General features: G+C 67.2%; 18 protein-coding genes and 1 tRNA gene. 6 read left to right on the forward strand and 13 right to left on the reverse strand.

The genetic code is table 11. The features are described from left to right. The first annotated feature begins 6 nt into the window (after positions 1–6). From J2126_RS06425 to J2126_RS06440, 4 genes are read left to right on the forward strand one after another with little or no spacing between them, the layout of a single operon-like run. Positions 7–342, forward strand: coding sequence for a hypothetical protein (locus J2126_RS06425; protein WP_348634247.1), 336 nt, complete (start codon positions 7–9; stop codon positions 340–342). Next, positions 339–707, forward strand: coding sequence for a hypothetical protein (locus tag J2126_RS06430; RefSeq protein WP_209484983.1), 369 nt, complete (start codon positions 339–341; stop codon positions 705–707). The genes J2126_RS06425 and J2126_RS06430 overlap by 4 nt, the downstream gene beginning before the upstream one ends. Positions 708–762: 55 nt before the next feature. Next, positions 763–2,556 carry a CocE/NonD family hydrolase gene (locus tag J2126_RS06435; RefSeq protein ID WP_209484985.1) on the forward strand — a complete coding sequence of 598 codons (1,794 nt, stop codon included), beginning with the start codon at positions 763–765 and terminating at the stop codon, positions 2,554–2,556. An 11-nt stretch (positions 2,557–2,567) separates the two neighbouring features. Further along, positions 2,568–4,259 (forward strand): NAD-dependent malic enzyme, encoded by a 1,692-nt coding sequence (locus tag J2126_RS06440; protein ID WP_209484987.1) that lies wholly within the window; start codon positions 2,568–2,570, stop codon positions 4,257–4,259. Between the two features lie 37 nt (positions 4,260–4,296). Here J2126_RS06440 and J2126_RS06445 read toward each other — a convergent pair whose 3' ends face one another. The 7 genes from J2126_RS06445 to J2126_RS06475 form a co-directional block, all read right to left on the reverse strand. Continuing rightward, complete coding sequence (locus J2126_RS06445; protein WP_209484989.1) at positions 4,297–5,559, reverse strand: phthiocerol/phthiodiolone dimycocerosyl transferase family protein; 1,263 nt, start codon at positions 5,557–5,559, stop codon at positions 4,297–4,299. Positions 5,560–5,654: 95 nt separating this feature from the next. Next, positions 5,655–7,205 (reverse strand): hydantoinase/oxoprolinase N-terminal domain-containing protein, encoded by a 1,551-nt coding sequence (locus J2126_RS06450; protein WP_209484990.1) that lies wholly within the window; start codon positions 7,203–7,205, stop codon positions 5,655–5,657. After that, positions 7,202–8,290, reverse strand: a complete 1,089-nt coding sequence (locus J2126_RS06455; RefSeq protein ID WP_209489914.1) for a DUF917 domain-containing protein — start codon at positions 8,288–8,290, stop codon at positions 7,202–7,204. The genes J2126_RS06450 and J2126_RS06455 overlap by 4 nt, the downstream gene beginning before the upstream one ends. Before the next feature lie 63 nt (positions 8,291–8,353). Next, positions 8,354–9,838, reverse strand: a complete 1,485-nt coding sequence (locus J2126_RS06460; protein WP_209484992.1) for an FAD-dependent monooxygenase — start codon at positions 9,836–9,838, stop codon at positions 8,354–8,356. A gap of 86 nt (positions 9,839–9,924) precedes the next feature. After that, positions 9,925–10,407 (reverse strand): cupin domain-containing protein, encoded by a 483-nt coding sequence (locus J2126_RS06465; protein ID WP_209484994.1) that lies wholly within the window; start codon positions 10,405–10,407, stop codon positions 9,925–9,927. A gap of 47 nt (positions 10,408–10,454) precedes the next feature. Next, a complete protein-coding gene (locus tag J2126_RS06470) occupies positions 10,455–10,973 on the reverse strand; it encodes a Spy/CpxP family protein refolding chaperone (protein WP_245327228.1) in 519 nt (172 codons plus the stop codon). Between the two features lie 49 nt (positions 10,974–11,022). Next, positions 11,023–11,361 (reverse strand): GCG_CRPN prefix-to-repeats domain-containing protein, encoded by a 339-nt coding sequence (locus tag J2126_RS06475; protein ID WP_432445304.1) that lies wholly within the window; start codon positions 11,359–11,361, stop codon positions 11,023–11,025. An 826-nt stretch (positions 11,362–12,187) separates the two neighbouring features. On the opposite strand from J2126_RS06475, the gene J2126_RS06480 reads away from it, so the two are divergent. Further along, the gene (locus J2126_RS06480) at positions 12,188–12,487 is read left to right on the forward strand and encodes a hypothetical protein (protein WP_209484996.1); all 300 of its coding nucleotides are present in this window, start codon (positions 12,188–12,190) and stop codon (positions 12,485–12,487) included. A 98-nt stretch (positions 12,488–12,585) separates the two neighbouring features. Here J2126_RS06480 and J2126_RS06485 read toward each other — a convergent pair. The 4 genes from J2126_RS06485 to J2126_RS06500 form a co-directional block, all read right to left on the reverse strand. Beyond that, positions 12,586–12,661, reverse strand: a tRNA-Lys gene (locus J2126_RS06485). Positions 12,662–12,786: 125 nt separating this feature from the next. Next, on the reverse strand, positions 12,787–14,286 hold the full coding sequence (locus J2126_RS06490; RefSeq protein WP_209484998.1) for a tripartite tricarboxylate transporter permease: 1,500 nt from the start codon (positions 14,284–14,286) through the stop codon (positions 12,787–12,789). A 9-nt stretch (positions 14,287–14,295) separates the two neighbouring features. Next, on the reverse strand, positions 14,296–14,757 hold the full coding sequence (locus J2126_RS06495; RefSeq protein WP_209485000.1) for a tripartite tricarboxylate transporter TctB family protein: 462 nt from the start codon (positions 14,755–14,757) through the stop codon (positions 14,296–14,298). A 275-nt stretch (positions 14,758–15,032) separates the two neighbouring features. Next, complete coding sequence (locus J2126_RS06500; RefSeq protein WP_209489920.1) at positions 15,033–16,007, reverse strand: tripartite tricarboxylate transporter substrate binding protein BugD; 975 nt, start codon at positions 16,005–16,007, stop codon at positions 15,033–15,035. Positions 16,008–16,271: 264 nt separating this feature from the next. Here J2126_RS06500 and J2126_RS06505 point away from each other — a divergent pair, with 264 nt between their 5' ends. Beyond that, entirely contained in the window at positions 16,272–18,248 is a 1,977-nt protein-coding gene (locus J2126_RS06505) for a DUF6600 domain-containing protein (protein ID WP_209485001.1), read from the forward strand. Positions 18,249–18,336: 88 nt separating this feature from the next. Here the strand turns inward: J2126_RS06505 and J2126_RS06510 are convergent, their stop codons facing one another. Both J2126_RS06510 and J2126_RS06515 read right to left on the reverse strand, forming a co-directional pair. Then, positions 18,337–19,902, reverse strand: coding sequence for a 2-isopropylmalate synthase (locus tag J2126_RS06510; protein ID WP_209485003.1), 1,566 nt, complete (start codon positions 19,900–19,902; stop codon positions 18,337–18,339). A gap of 361 nt (positions 19,903–20,263) precedes the next feature. Beyond that, on the reverse strand, positions 20,264–22,528 hold the full coding sequence (locus J2126_RS06515) for a TonB-dependent receptor (protein ID WP_209485005.1): 2,265 nt from the start codon (positions 22,526–22,528) through the stop codon (positions 20,264–20,266). Positions 22,529–22,616: the final 88 nt, after the last annotated feature.

The raw sequence follows: 22,616 nt of genomic DNA on the forward strand, positions 1-22,616 counted from the left end.
ACATCCGTGTCCGGGGATTTCGAGAAGGAACTGACGCGGCGCGTGTGGACCGACGACGCGTTCGCCGCGAAGGTGGAAAGCGATCCCGCCGAGGCGCTGAAGACCATGGGTGTGGAGGTGCCGGCCGGCGTCAAGGTGAAGGTGGTGGTGCAGCGGCGCGACCGGGTCTACTTCACCATTCCGCCCGCCCGCGCGCCCCATGCGCCGCCCGCCGCGACGCCGCTCAACCAGATGGACCTGTGGTCCAGCCAGGGCCTGTTCATCTGGCTCGTGCCCGTGGCCGCCAAATTCAAGCTGCTGGCCCTCCGCAACGCGGCCCGCACCGAGGGAGATCAGCCATGAGCAACGACGATTTCGTCGAGAAGAATTACGAGCGCATCGCCACCGATCCCGATTACCGCGCAAAGCTCCTCGCCGATCCGGTCGGGGTGGTCTGCGCGGAGTTCGGCTACACGCCGGGCCCGGATTTCAGCATCGAGATCGTCGAGCAGGTGGAAGACACCATCGTCATCATGGTGCCCCCGAAGCCCGAGGCCGGAGCGGACCTGGAGCAGGCGCTCACCCAGGTGACCGAGCGGGTCTTCGACCTGCTATTTTCGTCCGGCATCGGCGGCTTTTTCATTCCGGATGACAAGCAGAAATGGGTGGTGCGCGAGATGCGCCTGGCCGCGCAGAAGAAGACCGGCCTCGATATCTCACAATTGTAGGGCGCCCTCGCGCCAAGATCTGGCGAGGCGAGCCTGAGACCGGGAGGCAATGCACATGACGGCCAAGAACGGGAAGCCGGGCTTCTGGGACAATCTCATCGCGCCAAAGGGCGGCCTGTTCGGCGCGCAGCTCGCGGGCTGGACGCCGGGGCCCGCCGCGAAGTCGGGGCTCGGTTGCCGCGTCCTCACGGACCAGATGGTCGAGGTGGCGCCATCCATCGCGCTCGCCGCCGATGTCTATGTGCCCAAGGCACCCGGCCGCTATCCGGCGGTCGTCTGCTTTGCCGCCTATTCCAAGGAATTGCAGGCCGCCGGCGTCCCGGCCGGCAACAACGAGACCGGCAGCCCGCCGGTCTTCACCGATCGCGGCTATGCCCATGTGATCGTCACCCGCCGTGGCATGGGCCGCTCGGGCGGGGAGGATGCCGTCTACCTGAACGACACCGACGTGGAGGACCACGCAAAGGTCATCGCATGGGCCGCGGCCCAGGCCTGGTGCGACGGCCAGGTGGTGCTGTTCGGCACCTCCTATTACGGGCTGACCCAGCCGCAGGTGGCGCGGCTGCGCCCGCCCGCCCTGAAAGGCTTCTTCACCAACGAGATGTGCACTGACTTCTTTCGCCACATCGCCATGTTCGGCGGCGCGCCGCAGCCCGATTTCTTCGCCCTCTGGATGGGGGCGAACTTCACGCCCCTGCAGTTCAGGCTGCATCTACCGCCGCTGCTGCGCGCGCTGGTGAGCCACATCACCAACTCGCCCCTGAAGCACGTGTGGTGGCCGCAGCTGAAGAAGCGCATGACGCGGATCATGAGAGCCTTCCAGCGGCAGGTGCCGACGGCGCAGACGCGGCAGCTGTTCGCCGGCCTCGTGCTCGACGGCAAGACCCGGGGGACGAGCGTGCTGCCGGCTGGCCCGTCCGGCGCGCTGGGGGACATCGAGGTGCCGTTCGTGGTGGTGCAGAATGCCGGCTATCTCAACCTGCATCAGTTCGGCGCCTACGATCTGTTCGAGAATGCCGGCACGCCGAAGGATCACCGCTGGCTGATCGTCGGCCCTGCGACCTATGACCTGCCGGTCTATGCTTGGCAGTTGGAGGCGCTCGCCTTCTTCGACCATCTCGTCTACGGCGCGGACAACGGCTATGCCGCGCAGCCGCGGGTGCGATACTGGACAGAAGGGGCCAAGGATTATCGCAGCGCGCCGGACTGGCCCCTTCCCGGCAGCACGGCGCTGCGCCTCTACCTCGCCTCCAATGGCGCCGACGCCGCAACCCATCGCCTCGACCCCGCGCCGGGCGAAGGCGGGACCAGCCGATGGGCGGCGGTTCCGCTCGGTGCCATCGTGACGGCGGGCTTCGACGAGGTGGAGAACCAGCGGCTCACTTTCGACTTCCCGGTGGACGAAACGATGGAGTTGACCGGGCCGGTGACGATGAGCCTCTCCTTCAGCTCCAACGAGATCGATTCCTACGTGGTGGCCCGCACCGGCATCGTCGCGGCGGATGGCGGCTACCAGATCCTTTCCATGGGCGCGATCCGCCCCGCCTGCCGCAGGATCGACGCCGCGCGCTCCACCATGACCGAAATCGCCATCGACATCGACACGCCCGAGCCCCTGACACCCGGCGTGCCGGTTACGCTGCGCTTCAGCCTCACGCCCCAGCCCGTGGTGCTGAAGCCGGGCGAGCGGCTGCGCCTCGACATCGCCAGCCGCACCGATCTCCTGCGCAGCGACGTCAGCCACGGCCACGCCCAGTTCGACATGCAGGTGCCGCCCTATTACGCACGCAATACCCTTCATTACGGACCTGACACCTTCATCGAGCTCAAGCGCGCCAGCCAGCGGTAGGAGAGATTTTCATGTCTGAGGCGACGGCATCGATGGCCACCGCGCTGAGCGGGTACGAACTGCTGGCCGACCCCCAGCTCAACAAGGGCACGGCCTTCTCCGAGGACGAGCGCGACGCCTTCCATCTGCACGGATTGCTGCCGCCCCATGTCTCGACCCTGGACGAGCAGATCTCCCGCGCCCTCCAGTCGCTGCGCCAGTTCGAGACCGATCTGGAGCGCTATGCCTTCCTGCGCGAGCTGCAGGACATCAACGAAACCCTGTTCTACGCGACGCTGGTCGGAAACCTCGAAGAGCTGCTGCCCATCGTCTACACGCCCACGGTCGGTGCCGGTTGCCAGCAGTTCAGCCGCCTCTACCACAAGCCGCGGGGCCTCTTCCTGAGCATTCCCCACGCGGAGCGCCTCGATCAGATCTTCGCGCAGCCGCGCTTCGACGCGGTGGAGGCGATCGTGGTGACCGATGGCGAGCGCATCCTGGGGCTAGGAGACCAGGGGGCGGGCGGCATGGGCATCCCCATCGGCAAGCTCGCGCTCTATTCAGGCTGCGGCGGCCTGCATCCGGCCACCACTCTGCCCATCCTGCTCGATGTCGGGACCGACAATGCCGACTGCCTCGCCGATCCACTCTATGTGGGCTGGCGCCACGAGCGCGTGCGGGGGCAGGAGTATGACGACTTCATTGAGGCCTTTGTCTCCGCCGTGATCCGGCGCTGGCCCAAGGTTCTCCTGCAATGGGAGGATTTCGCCAAGAGCAATGCGACGCGCATGCTGGAGCGCTATCGCGACCGGCTCAGCACCTTCAACGATGATGTCCAGGGCACGGCGGCGGTGGCGACCGGCACCTTGCTGGCGGCCGTCAATGTCACCGGCGTGCCACTGACCGAGCAGCGGGTGGCGGTGTTCGGCGCCGGCTCGGCCGGCTGCGGCATCGCTGGCCTGATCCGCTCCGCCATGTGCGATACCGGCCTGTCGGAAAGAGAGGCAGCACAACGCTTCTTTATGGTCGATCGCGACGGATTGCTGGTGGACGGCATGCCCGGTCTTGCGCCCTTCCAGGCCCCCTTCGTGCAGAGCAGTCGGGCCATCGAAGGCTGGACGCTCGACCATCCCGACAAGATTGCGCTCCTCGATGTGGTGCGCAATGCACGACCGACCGTGCTGATCGGCGTCTCAGGCCAGGCGGGCGCCTTCGGCGAGCCGGTGGTCCGCGCCATGGCCGAGTGCAACCAGCGGCCGGTGATCTTTCCGCTGTCGAATCCGACCTCGCGCGCGGAAGCAACGCCAGCGGATATCGAGGCCTGGACCGACGGGCGGGCTCTGGTGGGCGTCGGCAGCCCCTTCCCCCCGCTCCTGCGCGACGGCACCCGCGTCAAGGTTGACCAGACCAACAATTCCTACATCTTTCCGGGCGTCGGCCTCGGTGTTCTGGCGGTCGGCGCGCGCCGCGTGACGGACGGCATGTTCATGGCGGCGGCGAAGGCGCTGGCGGAGGCCTCCCCGGCGCGGCTCAACCCGAAGCACAATCTCCTGCCCCCGGTAAGCGCCTTGCGCGAGGTCGCGGCCAAGGTCGCCCTCGCGGTTGCGATGCAGGCGCACCGGGAAGGCGCCGCACCCGACGTCCCGGTCGATCAGATCCAGCAGCTCATCCGCGCCAAGGTCTGGACGCCACGTTACGTCCCGCTCACTGCACGGGGGACGTGACCCCGGCACCCCCGCCGCGCGCGTCGGCGCAGAGCCTCTATTGTGCGCAGACTGAATCGAGCCTCCTGACGAAGCCGTCCGAAATGGCGCGGATCGTTGCAGGAGCGGCGAACTCTTCCACATAGACGATGTTGGCGATCAGCGTGCCGTCGTAGACCGACACCGAGACATTGGGAAATCTCTTCATCCAGCCCAATGCATACTCAAATCCGGTCACGGCCAGCCGCTCGAACGGCCAGTGAAACTGCACCGTCTGGATGTCGGAGATGTTGATGGCGACCGGCGCCTGCTGTGGGCTGCCGAACGCCCTGGGATAATTGATGTAGTCGTGAAAGATGCTGCCGTTGGCCAGTCCCTGATGGACATCGTCAAAGATGAATCGGGCGATCTCCACCATGGGCCGGTCGAGGTCGGGGACGGGCGTGATGTGCCCGGTGATGGCCGTGAACACCAGTTCGGGGGAAACATGGGGCTCGAGCCGCCGGCGCATGTCCACCGATGATCGCATGAGGATCTGGCGCGGATGGCCGTCGGCTACGTCACGTATGGCGAGCGCGAATGCCGCCAGCAGGAGCGCGTGCACGGAAGAGCCGGTGGCGTGGCTCGCCTCCTTCATCCTATGTACAGCATCGACACCGATCACGATCCGCTCGAGCCGGTGGGTCACGGGGCCGCCATCATGGGGCGCGGGCAGGGGAATTTCGGCGAACACTCCGGAATAGGAAGGCGACGGCGCATCGGTGCCGAGCGCCGCCAGGCTGCGGCTCACGGCTTCATCGACCGGGGTCGGGAACGGCTGCACGCCGAGGGCCGGGGCCTCGCCGCGCACGGCGCAATCGCACATGTGAGCGAGACAGGAATGCAGTTCGATCAGCGATGTCGCGTCAGTGATGGCGTGGGACGTGAGCATGAAGACATCGATTGCGTCATCGGCAGCGATGACGTGGACGGCATAGAGCGTCTTCGACGTGTCGAGGTCGGCATTCAGCAACTGCGCGTACAATGCCTCGGCGGAGCAGCTATCGGCGGGCAACCAGCTCTCGACAGCGGATCGGTCGTCCGTCCGTTCGACGAAATACCCATCCTCGACCACCGCGCGCAAGATGCCATATCGCGCTTCGAGATGCGCGACGGCCGCCTCGAACTGCGCCCTGCCGATCGTCCCGGAGATGCTGCTGCGGCTCACGACGATCATGCGCGTGGCGATGTAGATCAATTCCGTGGGCGAGGCTGCGCGATAGACGCTCCGACCCGCCGTGCCCTGTCCGGCCGGCGTCGCTTCACTGAGATCATTGTGCATGTGCGGTCCTGTACGCAGATCAGATTGGAACATGCTGGACGAAGAAGGGGGGCCGCTCGGGCGATCGGCGCTCGCCGGCCATCCGTCGTCCTGCGCTACCCGGCGAGCCGCGCGATCTCCCCGATGACGCGCACGCGCACGCGGCGCGCATTGCCGGGTAGATAGGCGATCGGGATGTCTTCCATGTCGAGCGTCTGCACGCTATTCGCGTCGGCACCGGCCTCGATGGCCCGTCGCGTCGCCTCCCGGCGCGCGTCCTCGAGCGCCGCGTCGCGCTCGACACCGGAGAAAATGCGGTCCACCTCGCCGCTCACCTGGGCGATGGCGGCGCCCACGGCATTGGCCACCGCATGGTGCTCGATGCGCACCACCTGCGAGACGCCCTCCATGCGATCGGGCACCAGAAAGCTCCCGCCGCCCACCGCGATGAGGGGAACCGGCGCCGCATCCGTCTTCATGCGGTCCACCACCTCGGCAACCATGCGTTCCATGTGCAGGAGGCTGTCGGCCACCAGAGGGCCGGGGAGCCTGCCCACGAGGCCCGGCTCCCCCAGCGCGATCCGTCCGGCCGCGACCGCGATGTCCGTGGCGGTCAGCGTGTCGCCGCCGAAGCACAGCGCCTTCTCCGGCAGCCGGAAGCCGACGCTGCCCGGACCGATGCGGCGCCCGTCATCGGCAATCTCGGTGCCGCCGCCGAGGCCGATGGATATGAGGTCCGGCATGCGAAACAGCGTGCGCACCCCGCCGATCTCGACCATCGCATTGGCCTGGCGCGGAAACCCGCCCTTGAGACTGCCCACGTCGGTGGTCGTGCCGCCCACATCCACCACCAGCGCGTCGGCGAGGCCGGAAAGGAAGGCCGCGCCGCGCATGCTGTTGGTGGGACCGGAGGCGAAGCAATAGACGGGATGGCGCTCCGCCACCGCCGCCTGCACGATGGTGCCGTCATTCTGCGTCAGGTACAGCGGCGCCGCGATGCCGCTGTCTCGCAGCGCCCGCACGAAGGCGGCCGCGGTGCGCTGCGCGAGGCCCTGAAGGCCGGCATTCAGCAGCGCCGCATTCTCCCGTTCGAGCAGGCCGATGCGGCCGATTTCATGGGAAAGCGTGATGCGCGCCGTGGGCATCACTTCCCGCACGATGTCCGCGGCCTCGCGCTCGCATGCGTCGGTGAGGGGGGAGAAGACGCTGGTGATGGCGACCGAACGGATGCCGCTCTCCGCGATGCGCTCCGCCTCGCGCCGCACGGCCCCGCGACCAAGCGGCACGAGAACCCGCCCGTCATATTCGTGCCCGCCGCCCACCATGTGGACGCTTCCCCGCATGGCTGCCGCGAGATCCTTCGGCCAGCCGATGAAGGGCGGCAGGCCGGCATTGGCGGGCAGGCCGATGCGCAGCGCCGCGACGCGGTCGAGATGGCGGCGCTCCACGACGGCATTGGTGAAATGCGTGGTGCCGATCATCACCGCTTCGATCCGCCCGAGGGCCGGATGGCCGGCGGCGGTGGCGACCAGATCCACCAGCGCCCGGCGCACGCCGTCCGCGACATCGACGGTGGTCGGCCGCTTCAGCGCCGCGAGCACCTTGCCGCCCTCCAGCAGAACGGCATCTGTATTGGTGCCGCCGACGTCGATCCCGATGCGGCTCATGCCGGCTCCTCCCCGAAGACGCTGTGGAAGTCCACGTCATGGCCGAAGGCGCGCGGGCCGACATGCCGTAGCCCCTCCGCGCTGCGATGGATCGGCTGCGACGGCAGGGCGATGACCGTGACCCTTTGGCCGTAACGCAGGCTCTCCGTGCCGATGGCCTCGCCCGAGATGCTGTCGAGCACGCAGATCAGGTCGGGCGTGGTGACGATCACCGCGCCATCGCGCCGGCCTATGGTGAACTCGTTCTGGAACGCGATGTCGAAGGATGCACCAGTATCGTCACCAAGGCCGGCCAGGCTGAGGGAGCCGCGCAGGAAGCCCTCGGTCGTGCGCCGCTGCACATCCATCACCTTGCCCGTAAACAGCCGCTTGCCGCCGCCGGCGGCCACCGTCGCCTCGACCGGATCTTCATGGGCCGTCTTCGCGCGGCGCACCTCGCGCCCCAGCGCGATGGCTTGCGACAGGCTGCGCAGGACCGCGTGACGCTTCACCTCCGCCCCGGTCCGCGGCGCCTGACAGGTGGTGGCGACCGATCCATACTCCGTGCAGACCTTGCGCCGCACGCGCTCCATCTCCTGCCAGCCTGAGGCGGTGGGGATAATGACGTCGTTGTCGCGGATGTCGGAGACCACATGCGGGGCCATCTGCAGCCCGGCAATCGAGAAGGTCTGCATCTGGGCCTCGGGGTAAGCCCGCCCCATTGCGTCCGCATCCACCACCGGCAGGCCCGATGCCGCGGCGACGAGAAGCGGCTGGAAGGCGTTGCAGCCGCCGATCTCCACCGTCATCACGGCCCGGAACGGCCGGCCAAGGAAAGCCTCCATGATCCGCACCGGTTTCAAGGCGAAGGCGGCATCGGTCATTCGTTCCTGGAACACCAGCGGCGCGCCCATGGTCGAGACCACGGCGACAACGTCGTCGTCAGCGAGTTCGTCGGGATCGAGAAGGGCGATCCGGCCGCCGTCTTCATAGAATTGCCGGGCGACGAGGTGGGAGGCATAGGGCGATCCGCCGCCTCCGGTCCCGAGAATCCAGGCGCCGATCGCCAGCAGATCGAGTTCTTCCGAATCCAGGAATCGAGGCATCGCAGGTCTTTCAGCTGTGAAGCGGGCGGTGGGTTCGCCCGCCGCGGCCATTTGGGGCTGGTTTCACGCGTCGGGCGGGCACCGCTCCGCCCCGATCTGCTGGAGATAGGGCACGAGCGCCTGCCAGTCCGCATCCTCCACCTGGGCTGCAAGGTAGCCGTCCGGCCGGACCAGCGAAATGAAAGCTCCGCCGTCTGATCGAGGCGACGCCGCGGCCACAAGCCGGGGAAAGCGCGCGGCGAGTTCGGCCGCGCCGGCACCGCCGCACGCGGTGAACAGCGGCGTCTCGCCTGCCCCGAACGGCACCTCCCCCGCCACCGGCCGCGCCCGCGCGCCGGCCTTCGCTTCGCCCCGGAAGGGGCCGTTGAGCGGGCTGTCCGGATAGCCGATGGAGACTTCCGCCATCAGCCCCGTGATGGCCCGCTGCACCGGCGACAGGCCCATCAGGACATGGGCGACGAAATCGCGCACATGCTGCAGCGTGTGGTCCGCCAGCGTGCCGATCCGGGTCATGCGCCCGGAGGCCGCGATCACCATCGCACCGACCGGGCGGCGTTCCAGATCATAGCTCTCCAGCAGCGCCGGCGCGCTGGCGAGGCCGCGGATCACGAGGGCCAGCTTCCACGCCAGATTGATGGCGTCCTGCATGCCCGTGTTCATGCCCTGCCCGCCAGCTGGGCTGTGGATGTGAGCCGCATCGCCGGCGAGGAAGACCCGCCCGGACCGATAGTTCTCCACCTGCCGCTCGTTGATGCGGAAGGCACTGACCCACTCCGTCCCGGTGAGGGTGATGCCCCCGGGGCCGCGGGCGTCAATCATCTTCTGGAAGGCCTCCTGGTCCAGCGCGACGGGCGGCGTTGCGGTCGAGGGGCCGAGGCTGGTGATGATGCGCGCGCGGTCGGGCGCCATGGGGAAGAACAGCAGCGGCCCGTCCTCATGCCAGAAGATGGCCAATTGCGAGGCGGGAAAGGGATATCCGCTCAGGTGAAAATCGCCCTGGGTCCAGTCGAGGCCGAGGGTGTCGCCCTTGAAGTCGAGGCCGAGGTGATGGCGCACCACGCTGTGCGCGCCGTCGCAGGCGACCAGGAATGTATATGGCTCGACGCGCTCTGTGCCGTCGGTCTCCCGCAGGTGGGCGGAAAGGCCATCGTCGTCCTGCTCGAACCCGAGAAGCTCGATGCCGAGGTCGGGCGTGACGCCGCGGGCGGCGAGGTGGCGCCGCAGCACGGCTTCGGTCTCGTATTGCGGCACCATCAGCGCGAACGGATAGGGTGAGGGAATCTGGTCGAGCGACAGCGAGGCCACGGACCGGCCCCCCGACAGGATGTTGGCAACGGTGACCTTGTTGCCCACCGCGATGATGTCCGCCGCTGCCCCGGAGCGATCCAGAAGCTCCAGCGTGCGCGGCCACACCGCGACCGCCCGCGAGGTGTGCGTCGCTTCCGGAGTTTTGTCGATGACGCGGACCGGCACGCCATAGCGGGCCAGCTCAAGCGCCATCGTCAGTCCGACCGGTCCCGCGCCGGCGATAAGCACCTGATCCTTCATGCTCTCCCCCTGATGGCGTGCCTGGCGCGCGCCGCGCGCGGGCCTCTTGATCTTGCGTCGATGGTGGCGGCGCAGGTGCGGCCGGTTCAATCCGTGGGCTGGTCGTTCCTGTTGACGGGCGGACCGAGGAACTCCACGTGCCACTTCAGGCCGAAGGCGTTGAGCGCTGCCTGGTCGGGGATGCCGTCATGCATCACCCCGGCCAGCTCGGTGAAGAAGGCAGCCGCATCAAGGGCCGGGGCCATGAGGATGTACTGGCGCGCGGGCTTGTCGGTGACATTGCAGAAGCCGTGCTCGACCCCGCCTGGAATGCTCACCACGTCACCAGCCTCGGCATAGAAGCGCTGGCCGTCCGCCTCATAGAGATACCGGCCCTCGATGACGCGGAAGATCTCCGCTTCGCGGTGGCGATGCCGGGGGGGACCCGCGCCGGGGGCATTGATGGTCTCGATGAAGCAGAACTCGCCCGAACTCGCCGCCGGTGGCATGCGCACGAACAGGTCGAGCCCGATGGCGGGGATCTTGATGGGCGCTTCGGTTCCTTTCGAATGCAGGAACGAGATGGGCATGGGAGCCTCCTTGGGACCGCAGGTGATAGGGTGATATTGATCTGATTCTAGTTTTCTTCCTCGAACAGCCAGATCTCGGCGGTGGGCTGAGGCAGGCCGTCAGCGCCCTCGCGCAATCCAAGGAAGGCGGGGATACGCCGCTGCTGCTCGGGCGTGAGGGTGGCGACAAGTGGCTTCAGCGCGGCCGTCACGGTCTTGAGGTCACGCGCCCGCAGCGCCTCGGCATCGGCGATCCGGTCCAGGATGTCCACGAAATCGGCCGGCGGCGGTGCCTTGGCCCGCTCGGCCCGGCGCTCTGCGGACAGCTTCGCCACCGCGCGGATGGCGGCCTCCACCGGCGGCCAGAGCTTCTGCTGTTCGGGACTGAGGGTCATCACCGTCTTCAGCGCGAGAAGGCGCGCCTCGAGCACGGCCTGGGCATCCGCCGCGCTGTAGAGTTCCACGGCGGGCGGCTCCGGTGGCGCGCCAGCCGGCGGTGCCGTCTGGGCCTGCGCTGCCGGCGCGGCGATCAGAAGCGCGCCCATCAGGGCGGCCGCAAAGGTGCGGTTCATGGTCGTGCGGTTCATGGCGAAGAGCCTTCTTACCATTGGATTTGAGAGGAGACGGCCGTCACCGTCACTGCCATCCGCCGCCGGGCAGCCGTCCGTGATAAGGGGTGTCGCGGCAGTGGCCCCACGGCCCGTGCCAGTAGCCGGGTGGGCAGCCATTGCCGAAGTAGCCGTAGGCGGGGGGCAGGTCGTAGACCCACCCGCCGCCCGGCACGCGGCCGGTATAGGGGGTGTGGCGGCAATGCCCCCACGGCCCACGCCACCAGCCCGGACCGCAGCCCTGGGCGACGGGGGTTAAGACGGCGGACTCTGGCACGGGAGGGCGCGCCAGGGGCATCGCCGAAGCCGGCAGCACCGCCAGCATACCGAGCCACAGGCCGGAAATCAGTCCGAAGGTGTTTCGCATGGGATCACTCGCAGTGAGACGTCCCGGGCCTCGAAGATCGCAGCCCGCACCAAAGGGCCCCCTTGCGGACCCGGTGCCAGGGAATTATCTCCCGCGCGCTCACGGCGCATCGACAGAACTGGTGATGCGCCCTGTCGCCTCTCGGCGCTCCGGCCTCAAATGGCCGTGACCAGCGGCGCCACCGGGGGCCGAGGCCGAATCGATCAAGCTAGATGCGGATCCGCACAATCGAGATGCGGAGATCTGCGTCAGCAGCGATCAGGTGTTGAGCTGCCCCCATGGGGTGGTGCGGTCGCGTTTATGGCCGAAGGACCATATCGAATTTGCGAATACACCGCTCGTCAACTGATGGTATCGGACTTTGTATTGACTTGAAACGCGGGCGGAAAGATCAATATTTACCACGCGAACTCAAACCCATTGATCATCGAGTGGGAGTGATTTTGGCGCCGCCGAGCGATGCCGATTTTTGAGCGCTATCGAGAGTAGATCATTGAGAATTACGATATACCTGACGGCATATCGCCTCGTTGTACATCGGCAATTGCATAACTGTCACGGCTTAGATTTTTCGTGGCGGTATTTTGGCGTTATTTCTTGAACATAAAAGGAATTCCCATCCGGGAAGCCCGCCCGCACCAAAGCGGCCTTGTGTGACTGGCGGTGTTCTTGATCACGGAACAGTTGATCTCAGGGCCGTTGCTGGCCCGCATCGCGGACACCTATCTTGCCGTTCAGATCGACGTCGTCTCGGAGGAGAGATTTCGCCATCCTCGCGGAGGGATAGGATGCAAGGGTGCGGCTTGGCGAGGTGATCAATCAAGACATGATCGCCATCGTGGTGTCGGGCGAGCAGCACAAGGCGGCGGTTGTCGCACCCGCCTACCTGGGGCGCTTCGGCGAACCTCCGCATCCATCCGAGTTGGCAGCTGATCGACCCGGCGCTCTCTGGCCGATCGGGATGTGTTTCGATCATCGCGTGACGACAATGCCGCGTCAGGACGATCATTCCCACGTCAGGATAGGCGGCGCGGCGCGGCGACCGCCTCTTGCTCAAGTGGAATTCGCGATTGACCCGCGTGACGGACGCGGAAACCGTGAAAGATGGGAGTGCCGCGCAAGCTAAGAGAGCGGGAACTGTCGCGAATACGGTCTGATCCGGTTGCTCGTTCGGAACGGAAACGCGGACTGCAATCCGTTATATACGTTCTCTTTGGAAAAGAGTGGTGGGCGCACTAGGGCTCGAACCTAGGACCCGCTGATTAAGAGTCAGCTGCTCTACCAACTGAGCTATGCGCCCGTCCGGGGTGGCCCCCAGAGGAGGCGTTCGTGTAGCAAATGCGTTTCGGGCTGGCAAGGGCCTCGGACGGCGCGGCGGCGAAGATTTCCACAGGTCTTCCCGCCGTCGCGTCGTCGCTTGAGGTTCTACTCCTTGAACGCTTCCTCGCGGCCCTTCTGCACCGAGGGCAGCAGCACCACCACCAGAGCGGCGACCGCAAGCAGCAGCAGCACGGCGGAGATGGGGCGGGTGACGAACACGGTGGGATCGCCGCGCGAGATCAGCATGGCCCGGCGCAGGTATTCCTCCAGCATGGGCCCGATGACGAAGCCGAGCAGCAGCGGCGCGGGCTCGCAATCGAGTTTCACCAGCGCGTAGCCGAGCACGCCGAACAGCGCCATGGTGTACACGTCGAACACGTTGTTGTTCACGCTGTACACGCCGATGCAGCAGAACGCGATGATGGCCGGGAACATCACGTGGTACGGCACGGTCAGCAGGCGCACCCACATGCCGATGAGCGGCAGGTTGAGCAGCACCAGCATGAAGTTGCCAACCCACATGGAGGCGATGACGCCCCAGAAGAGGTCGGGCTTCTCCGTCACCACGTTCGGGCCGGGCGTGATGCCCTGGATGATGAGGGCGCCGATCATCAGCGCCATCACCGGGTTGGAGGGGATGCCCAGCGTGAGCATGGGGATGAAGGAGGTCTGCGCGCCGGCATTGTTGGCGCTCTCCGGCCCCGCCACACCCTCGATGGCGCCCCGCCCGAACTCGTGCGGGTGCTTCGAGAGCTTCTTCTCGATGGAATAGGAGGCGAAGGAGGAGAGCATGGCGCCGCCGCCCGGCAGGATGCCGAGGAAGGAGCCCAGCGCCGTGCCGCGCAGCACGGGCGCGATGATGCGCTTGAACTCTTCCTTGGTCAGCAGCAGGCTCTTCACCTTGGCCGCCACCAGTGAGCGCTGGTGCTCGTCCTCGAGGTTGCGGATGATCTCGCTGATGCCGAACATGCCCATGGCCAGCGCCACGAAGTCGAAGCCGTCGGAGAGCTCCTGGAGCTCAAAGGTGAAGCGCGGCGTGCCGGTGTAGATGTCCTGGCCCGAGAGGCCGAGGATCAGCCCCAGCACGATCATGGCGATGGCCTTGACCACCGAGCCCGAAGCCAGCGTGACCGAGGCGATGAGGCCGAGCACCATCAGCGAGAAGTATTCCGGCGGCCCGAACTGCAGCGCGAGATTGGCGAGCGGCGGCGCGAACACCGCGAGCAGGAAGGTGGCCACCGAGCCGGCGAAGAAGGAACCCAGCGCCGCCGTGGCGAGCGCCGCGCCAGCGCGGCCCTTGCGGGCCATCTGGTGACCATCGATGGCGGTGACCACCGACGAGGATTCCCCCGGCAGATTGATGAGGATGGCGGTGGTGGAGCCGCCGTATTGCGCGCCGTAATAAATGCCGGCGAGCATGATGAGGGCGGACACCGGCGGCAGGCCGAAGGTGAGCGGCAGCAGCATGGCGATGGTCGCCACCGGGCCGAGGCCGGGCAGCACGCCGATCAGCGTGCCGAGGAGCGCGCCGACGAAGCAGTAGAGGATGTTCTGAAACGATAGAGCGACCGAGAAGCCGAGGGCGAGATTGTCGAGAAGGTCCATGGTCGCTCCTCAATATCCGCCGAGCCAGGGGCCGAGGATCGGTATTGGCAAGCCGAGCCCCTTGATGAAGACCGCCCAGGCGAAGATCACCATGACCACCGTGTTGGCGATCGCCGTCTTGAAAGTGAACAGGCGCGAGGCCGTCGCCGCGACGAACACGGTGATGCCGAGGGCGGGCAGGAAGCCGAGGGGGCGTACCGCGAACCCGAAGAACACCACCGCGCCGGTGATGATGATGACCGCGCGCCAGGCGATGCCGCTCGGCATCTCGCCGGGAAAGCGCAGGCCGTTGATGAGGATGATGAGCCCGAGGAGGCCAAGGAGGCCTGAGAGCAGGAGCGGGAAATAGCCCGGCCCCATGCGCACCGCGGTGCCCATGGGCAGTTCCTGCGTCTGCCAGGCGAACAGGAGCCCTAGCGCGATGAAGAGGAGTCCCGACAGGACGTCCTTCGGATTGCGGATGATGTTCATGTCCCCCTCATGCCGGCGCCTTTGGGTGCGCTCTGACCGATGGCCTGTGTGCGATCCCGAGCGGCCGACAGTCGGCCCCGTCGGTCATCTACTTCTGTTCCGGATTTCCCTTGGTCGGCGGAATCCGTTGGTGCTGGCATGCGGTCGCCTTCTGGCAGGCAATGTTGCCGGAGCGCGGGCAGGCTCTTGGTTGCCCCGGCTGTCGCGCGCACTGGTGGAAAGGCATCACGGCCGTTCGGGGCGGCCGTGATGCTGGATGCGACGCGGGGCGGCGGTCAGTCCGCGTAGACGCCGGCGCTCTGGATCACCGGCTTCCACTTGGCGATCTCGGCGACGACGAAATCCTTGTGGAAGGCGGGGCTGCGACGGTCCTTCGGCTCCGGCTCGGTGCCGAGGTCGGCAAAGCGGGCGACCACCTTGGGATCGTTCAGGGCGACGTCGAGAGCGGCGTTCAGCTTATCGACGATGGCCTTGGGCGTGCCCTTGGGCGCGTAGATGCCATGCCACACCGCAACTTCGAAGTCCTTGATGCCGCTTTCCTGCATGGTGGGCAGGTCCGGCAGGGACTTCACCCGATCCTTGGTCGTGACGGCATAGGCCTTCACCTTGCCGCCCTTGATCTGGCCCGTGGTGTTGGTGGTCTGGTCACACATGAGGTCGATCTGGCCGCCGACGATATCGTTCATCGCCGGGCCCGTGCCTTGATAGGGGACGGTGGTCATCTGCGTGCCGATGCTCGACATGAAGAGCATGCCGCACAGGTGCGAGGCCGAGCCGACGCCGGCATTGCCGTAGGTCACCTTGTCCTTGTTCGCCTTCACATAGCTCACGGCGTCGGCCATGGTCTTGGGCTCGAAGCCGGGCTTGGCGATCATGGTCATGGGCACGGCGGTCACGAGACCCACGGCCTCGAAATCGGTGGCCGGATTGTACGGGAGCTTGCGATAGAGCGTCGCCGCAGTGGCCTGGCCGATGTGGTGGAGCAGGACCGTGTAGCCGTCGGGCGCGGCCTTCGCGACCTGGCCCGCGCCACGAGTGCCACCGGCGCCGCCCACGTTTTCCACGATGACCTGCTGGCCCAGCGTCTTCGACATGGATTCAGCGACGAGCCGCGCCACCGTGTCCGTCGGCCCGCCGGCCGCGAACGGAACCACCATGGTGATCGGCCGCGTGGGATAATCCTGGGCCTTCGCCGGAGCCGATACGGAAATCGCAGCGGCAAGCGCAAGGGCGGCCGAAAGCATTCGCATGGGCATGTCCTCCTCCGGGGGTCGTTCTGTGTCCCCTTGTAGGTTCTTTAGAAAATCGACCCGACCGCTACGTCAAGTCCGAACTTCCGGCAGGCGACGGCAACGGGACACCGCAATCGCAGTCCATCCGCCACCTTCCGGCCGCACCACAGCCACGTTATCCGAACTAAAGACCTAGGACTTAAGGCGTTTTTTGATCGGCTGCGATGAGGAACCAGCGCGGCCCGGACCGGTTCTCATGAGTGACCTTGAAAAGGAGACGCCATGAGAATCTCGCGCGCGCCCCTCACCCGGACCTTGCTCTCCACCGTGGCGCTCGCGCTCGCGGTTCCCGCCGTCGCTTCGCTCGCCGTTGCGACGCCGGCAGCCGCGCAGCAGGCGCAGAAGCAAGCCCCGGCCCAGCCCGAGCAGACCGGCCGGGAGCGGGTGGACATCAACATCTTCTACGAGCCGCTGGCCGAGCATGGCAGCTGGGTGCGCCATCCCGATTACGATTACGTGTTCGTCCCGTCGGGCCTCGACGCCTCCTGGCGGCCCTATCAGGAGGGACGCTGGCTCTGGACCGACGATTACGGCTGGTACTGGGATTCGGCAGAGCCCTTTGCCTGGGCCACCTACCATTACGGGCGCTGGGGCTACGAGCAGGCCTATGGCTGGTTCTGGGTGCCCGGCGACACCTGGGCGCCGGCCTGGGTGACGTGGCGCAGCGGTGGCGGCAAGACGGGGTGGGCACCGATCGCCCCCGATTCCCGGGGCTATGCCTATGGCGCGCCGCGGGTGATGGACCCGCCGGTGGCAGAAAGCTGGGTCTTCGTCGAAAACCGCTACCTCGCCGCGCCGGAGCTGGCACTGCATGTGGCGCCCATTGCGCAGATCGCCGTGTGGCTGTCTCGCGACAATCCGCGCGTCTACCAGCCGCGCTATCGCGACGGGGTGGTGACCACCCGCTTCGTCGACCGTAATGACTATGCCAGCGTGATCGAAGGCGGCATCCCCTCCCGCCGGGTTGTCTTCGTGGACAACTACCGGGACGAGTTCGTCGATCGCGGCGGCTATGTGGGCATCTACGGCCCGCGTGTCGCCCGCGCGAACCGCGTTCCCCCGCCGCCGCGTTTCGAGCGCGAGCTGCCGCAGGACCGGCGCATCCTGGTGCGGAGCTATGTGGGTGACCGGGTGCCGGGGCTGGCCGCGCCTTCGGCCGCGCTGCTCTCGGTCATAGACGAAAGCCAGCGGCGCCAGCTGCGCGAGCAGCGCTGGTCGGGCAACAACCGCGCCTATGAGCGGGAGATCGACCAGTTGGGCGAGCACCAGCGCGATCGCATCCAGAAGACCGTGGAGGAGGCGAACCGCAATGCGGGCGCTATGCAGGAGAAGCGTCTGGAGGCCATCAAGGCCCGCAATGAGAAGCTGCAGCAGCGTGTGGAGCAGCGCCAGGAGCGGGCTCAGCAGGTGATCGACAAGATCCGGCAGGAGCGGCCCAACGCCATGCCGGCCCGGGCGAGCGACGACAACCGTCCCGGCGGCCCCAACGCCCGTCCTGGTGCGCCTGGTACGCCGCAGCGCAACCCGGATGCGCCGACCACGCCGCCCGACCGCACGCCGCCCAATGCGGCGCGTCCCGATGCGCCACGCAGCGGCCAGCCCGAGCGGAGCGAGCGGCAGGCCGAGCCCGACCGCGCCCGCCAGCCCGACACGCCCCCGGCGGCGTCGCCTGCCGAGCGCCGCGACCGGCAGGCCCAGCCCGATCAGGGCCGCCAGCCGGAGACGCCGCCCAACCGGCCGGCGAACCCCTCGCAGGCAAAGCCGGACGGGAACGCACGGCAGGAGCAGGGCGGCGCGCCGAACCGTCCCTCTGTGCCCACCAATCCCGATCGGGGCCGCGAGGACCGTCCCTCCCCCGGGCAGATGGACCAGCCCAAGAACGCGCCCTCCCCGCGCGCGGAGCGGAGGCGTCCCACCCCGGAGCAGCGGGCCGCGCCGGAGCGTCCCCAGCGGCCGGGGGGCGAGCGGGCGCAGACCGACCCCTCGGTGCGCGACCGCTTGCAGCGCTCGCAGGATCCGACGCCGGCCCAGCCGCGGAGCGAGCCGACCACGCCGCCCGCCCGGGAGCGCGCTCAGCCTTCGCCCGCGCCGGGCGCGGGAGCGGCTGGCGCCGCCCGTCCCGCCCCCGCCGCTCCGGCCCGCCCGGGTGGCGCAGGCGGGGCAGCCGGTGCTCCCGGAGGGGCTCCGGACCGCAATTGATCGCGGGTCTCATCCGAAACGAAAAAAGGCCGCCCCTTCGGGCGGCCTTGCTTTTGGTGCAATCGGCGCGGGCCTCAGCCCACCGCGCTCAGCCCACGGCGCTCTGGGCGTTCACGCTCTGGCGCTTCATCTGCAGCTTGTTGAGGGCCGTGATGTAAGCCTGCGCGGACGCGACCAGCGTATCCGGATTGGCGGCGCGGGCGGTGACGACCTTGCCGTTCTCCTCCAGCCGCACCGACACCTCGGCCTGCGCGTCCGTGCCCTCGGTGACGGCGTGGACCTGATAGAGATCGAGCTTCGCCTGATGCGGCACGAGCGCCTTGATGGCGTTGAAGGTCGCGTCCACCGGGCCGTTGCCCTCGGCCTCCTCGGTCTTCACCTCGCCGTCCACGCTGAGGCGCATGGTGGCGCGCTGCGGGCCATGGGTGCCGGCGATGACCGACAGGGACAGGAGCTTGATTCGGTCGTGGGAGACCGCGATCTCCTGATCCACCAGCGCCTCGATGTCCTCGTCGTAGACCACCTTCTTGCGGTCGGCGAGGTCCTTGAAGCGGGAGAAGGCGTCGTTGAGGGCGTTCTCGCCCAGCTCGTAGCCCAGCGTCTTCAGCTTGTCGCGGAAGGCGGCGCGGCCGGAGTGCTTGCCCATCACCAGCGAGGTCTTGGTGACGCCCACGCTCTCGGGGGTCATGATCTCGTAGGTTTCGTTGTGCTTCAGCATCCCGTCCTGGTGGATGCCGCTCTCGTGGGCGAAGGCGTTCCGGCCGACGATGGCCTTGTTGTACTGCACCGGGAACGAGGTGACCGCCGAGACCAGCTTGGACGCGCGGGTGAGCGCGCGGGTGTTGACGCTCGACTGGTAGGGCAGCACGTCACGGCGAACCGAGAGCGCCATCACCACCTCTTCAAGCGCCGCATTGCCCGCGCGCTCGCCGATGCCGTTGATGGTGCACTCGATCTGGCGCGCGCCGCCTTCGAGGCCCGCCAGCGAATTGGCAACGGCGAGGCCGAGGTCGTTGTGGCAATGGACGGAGAAGATCGCCTTGTCGGCGTTCGGCACCTTCTCCCGCATGGTGCGGAACATGGTGCGGTATTCGTCCGGCGTGGCGTAGCCCACCGTGTCCGGCAGGTTGATGGTGGTGGCGCCGCACTTGATGGCCATCTCCACGCAGCGGGCGAGATAGTCCAGCGGGGTGCGGGTGGCGTCCATGGCCGACCACTCCACGTCCTCGACGAGGTTGCGGGCCTGGGTGACGGTGGCGGCGATGATCTCCAGCACCTCCTCCTGCGACTTGCGCATCTGGTGCTCCAGATGGATCGGCGAGGTGGAGACGAAGGTGTGGATGCGGCCGCGACGGGCGTGGCGCACCGCCTCGCCACACCGGGCGATGTCGCCGGGGATGGCGCGGGCGAGGCCGGCGATGGTGGCATTCTTGGCCCGGCGGGCGATCTCCGCGACGCTCTCGAAATCGCCGATGGAGGCGATGGGGAAGCCGGCCTCGATCACGTCCACGCCCATTTCGTCGAGCAGCGCCGCGACCTCCAGCTTCTCCTCGAAGGTCATGGAGGCGCCGGGGCACTGCTCGCCGTCGCGCAGGGTGGTGTCGAAGATGACGACGCGGTCGTTGGCGCCGGCGGGCTTGGCATTGGCAGTCATAAGCGGTGTCCTTCTCGCGTCCGGCGCGGCCCGTCTGGCGGGGATGTTGTCCGGATCATAAGCCGAAACGGGCGCCGGGTCTTCAACCCCGGCGGCGGCTGATCCCCTGAGTGCCCAGGCGCAAGCCCGGCCGGCCCTCAGGGGCGGCTAAGGAGAAGAAGCGCGCGCAGAATCAGAGCGTTGCCAGGAACCTTGATGGTCCGGGGCTGAGAGGCGGCGGTCTTGGTCGTGCGGGACGACACGGGGGCGCTCTGCTCTTCGCTCACGAGTACGGGAAGCCGCTCTTAACCGAACCAGCCGACGGAAGCAAGGTCCGGCCAAGGGCGCGGTGGGGACGCCGCCGCGCGGCGCCCCCGTTTTCTCAGAACGTGTAGGTCACGCGCGTGTTGAACGAGCGGCCCATGCCTGCCACCGGGAAGCCCCAGGCGGCAGAGGTGCCCATCATCGACGCCACCTGATAGTTCACCAGATTCGCTCCGCCCAGAGGCAGGTTGTAATTGGTGTCCAGGATATTCTCGACACCGAAGTCGAAGCGGAACTGCTGCCATTCGTAGCTGGTGCGGAAGTTAAGCAGCGCGTAGGCCGAGGTTTCCAGCTCGTTGCGCACCTGGCTCACCAGCACTTTGGCCGCCACCATCTGCAATTCGAGGCTGTTGGTCCAGTTTCCGAGCTTGTGGTCCACCGCGATGACGCCGTTCAGCGGCATCATGTGGTAGAGGTTCACGCCGTCGGTGCGCTGGCCCTGCACGAAGTTGAGGTTGCCGCGGAACACGCCCTGCCCCCATGCGAGGTCGTTCCACAATTCCATCTTGCCGTCGATGTTCACGCCATAGAGCCACGCATCGTGGTTGGCGAACTGCAGGAAGACGAAATCGTTGGTGACGTAAGGGTTGTTGGGCTTCGACGCGAGGCAGCCGGCCAGCAGGCAGCGGTCGGCGTCGATGTAGTTCACCACGTAGCTGTAATAGGGTGAGACGCGCAGCTCCCAGGCGTTGCGCACCGGGTCGCGCCAGGTGGCGGTGAAGCTCGCAGTATGGGCGGCTTCGGGCTCGAGGTTCAGGTTGCCCACATAGCCGTTGCCGTCGCCGAACCAGCCGATCATGTCCATGGCCATGGCGTTGGTGGACCAGGCATAGCGCTCGTAGAAATTCGGCGAGCGGGTCTTCCGGGCGAGGCCGAACTCGTAGGTGCTGGCGGCGTTCGCCTCGTAGCGCAGGATGGCCGAGGCATCGACATTGAAGTCGGTGCGGGCGTGGCTCTGGGCGTTGAAGAGCGCGGCGTCGGCGCCGTACATCATGGCGTTGTAGCCCTCGACGTCGCCGGTGTTCATCCACACCACGTCGTTGCGCACGCCGATGACGGCGGTCCAGCGGTCGTCGATGCGCCGCTCCCACTCGCCATAGATGCCGACGCGCAGCTTCTGGCCGTTGTTGATGCTCTGGAAGGTGTCCGGACCCATCATCATCGAGCCGGCCACGGGCGGCCACCAGTCGTCGAGGTTGTTGTAGTACAGCTCGTTGCCGATGCGCAGGATGTCGCGGGACGACATCGCCATCGTGCCCTTCAGCGCATAGCCGGCATCGGTCGCCCGCGTGTCCATGGGCATGTCGCCGATCTTGTCGGGCGCGATGAAGCCCATGGTGTGGCGAATCTGGTTCGCGAAGACGTTGCCTTCCAGCTGACCCCAGTCGAACTCGCCGAGATAGCGCCCGAAGGCGTTCAGGCTCTTGTTCTCGACAAGGTCCATATATTGGTTGGGATAGCCCTCGTAGGGGATGAACTGGCCGCCGATGCCCACGGTGAACAATTGCTCGCCGACCTTCTTGGAGATGGTCAGCGCGTGGTTCTGGGTCTCGTACATCGTGGACTTGATGGTGGTGCCGTCGCCCGCCACGTAGTCGCTGGCGGTAGCCCAGCCGCCGGTATAGGTCACGCTGGTGTCGGCATTGGCCACGGTCACCGTGGCATCCACCCCGTAGCTGTTGTTGTTGCTGCGGTAGAAGCCCGAGACGCTGCCCGAGACGGTGAGCTGCTCGCCCTCGGTGAACTTCGGCGGCGCCACCGTCACGTTCACCCGCGCGCCCGTATAGTCGCCGCCGACGCTCACCGGGGCGGTGGCGGTGTAGACCTTCACATTGGCGATCATCGCCGGATTGACGAAGGAGAACGGCGGATTCATCTGGTTGGGGCAGGCGATGCCGAACAGCATGCCGTTGACCGCGACCTGAACCCGGTCCGCCGCCATGCCGTTCACCGCCGGCAGGCTGGAGACCCCACCCGCGCCCCACGCCGCGCCACCGGGGATGCGGTTGAGGAGGGAGCCCGAATCGCTGGTCCACAAGGTCGCGGCCTGCGCCTCGCTGCCGGAGATGAGGGCGATGTCTGCGGGCGAGAAATTGCCCGTATCGGCACCGGGACCGGCGGCCGCTGCCGTCGGCGTCGCGGCGCGCACGGTCACGGGCGGCAGATCCATGGCCGGCGGCGGGCTGGTCTGCGCCACGGCGGGCGCGACGAGCGCCGGCATCAGGACCAGCGCCAGCGCGGACGGAGCGAAAAGGGCGGTGCTGCGCGCAAAGGTGCCGCGCAGCCGGGAAAGGCTGCTGGCGGGATCGAATGGGGATGACATATGCGTGTCCTCGCGCTCGCGGCCGGCATCAGAGGGCGCGGCCGAGCGGACTGTTCTTGGTTCGGCAGGCATTGGCCGCGCCACTGTG

The organism is Xanthobacter flavus, assembly GCF_017875275.1.
Taxonomy (GTDB): domain Bacteria; phylum Pseudomonadota; class Alphaproteobacteria; order Rhizobiales; family Xanthobacteraceae; genus Xanthobacter; species Xanthobacter flavus_A.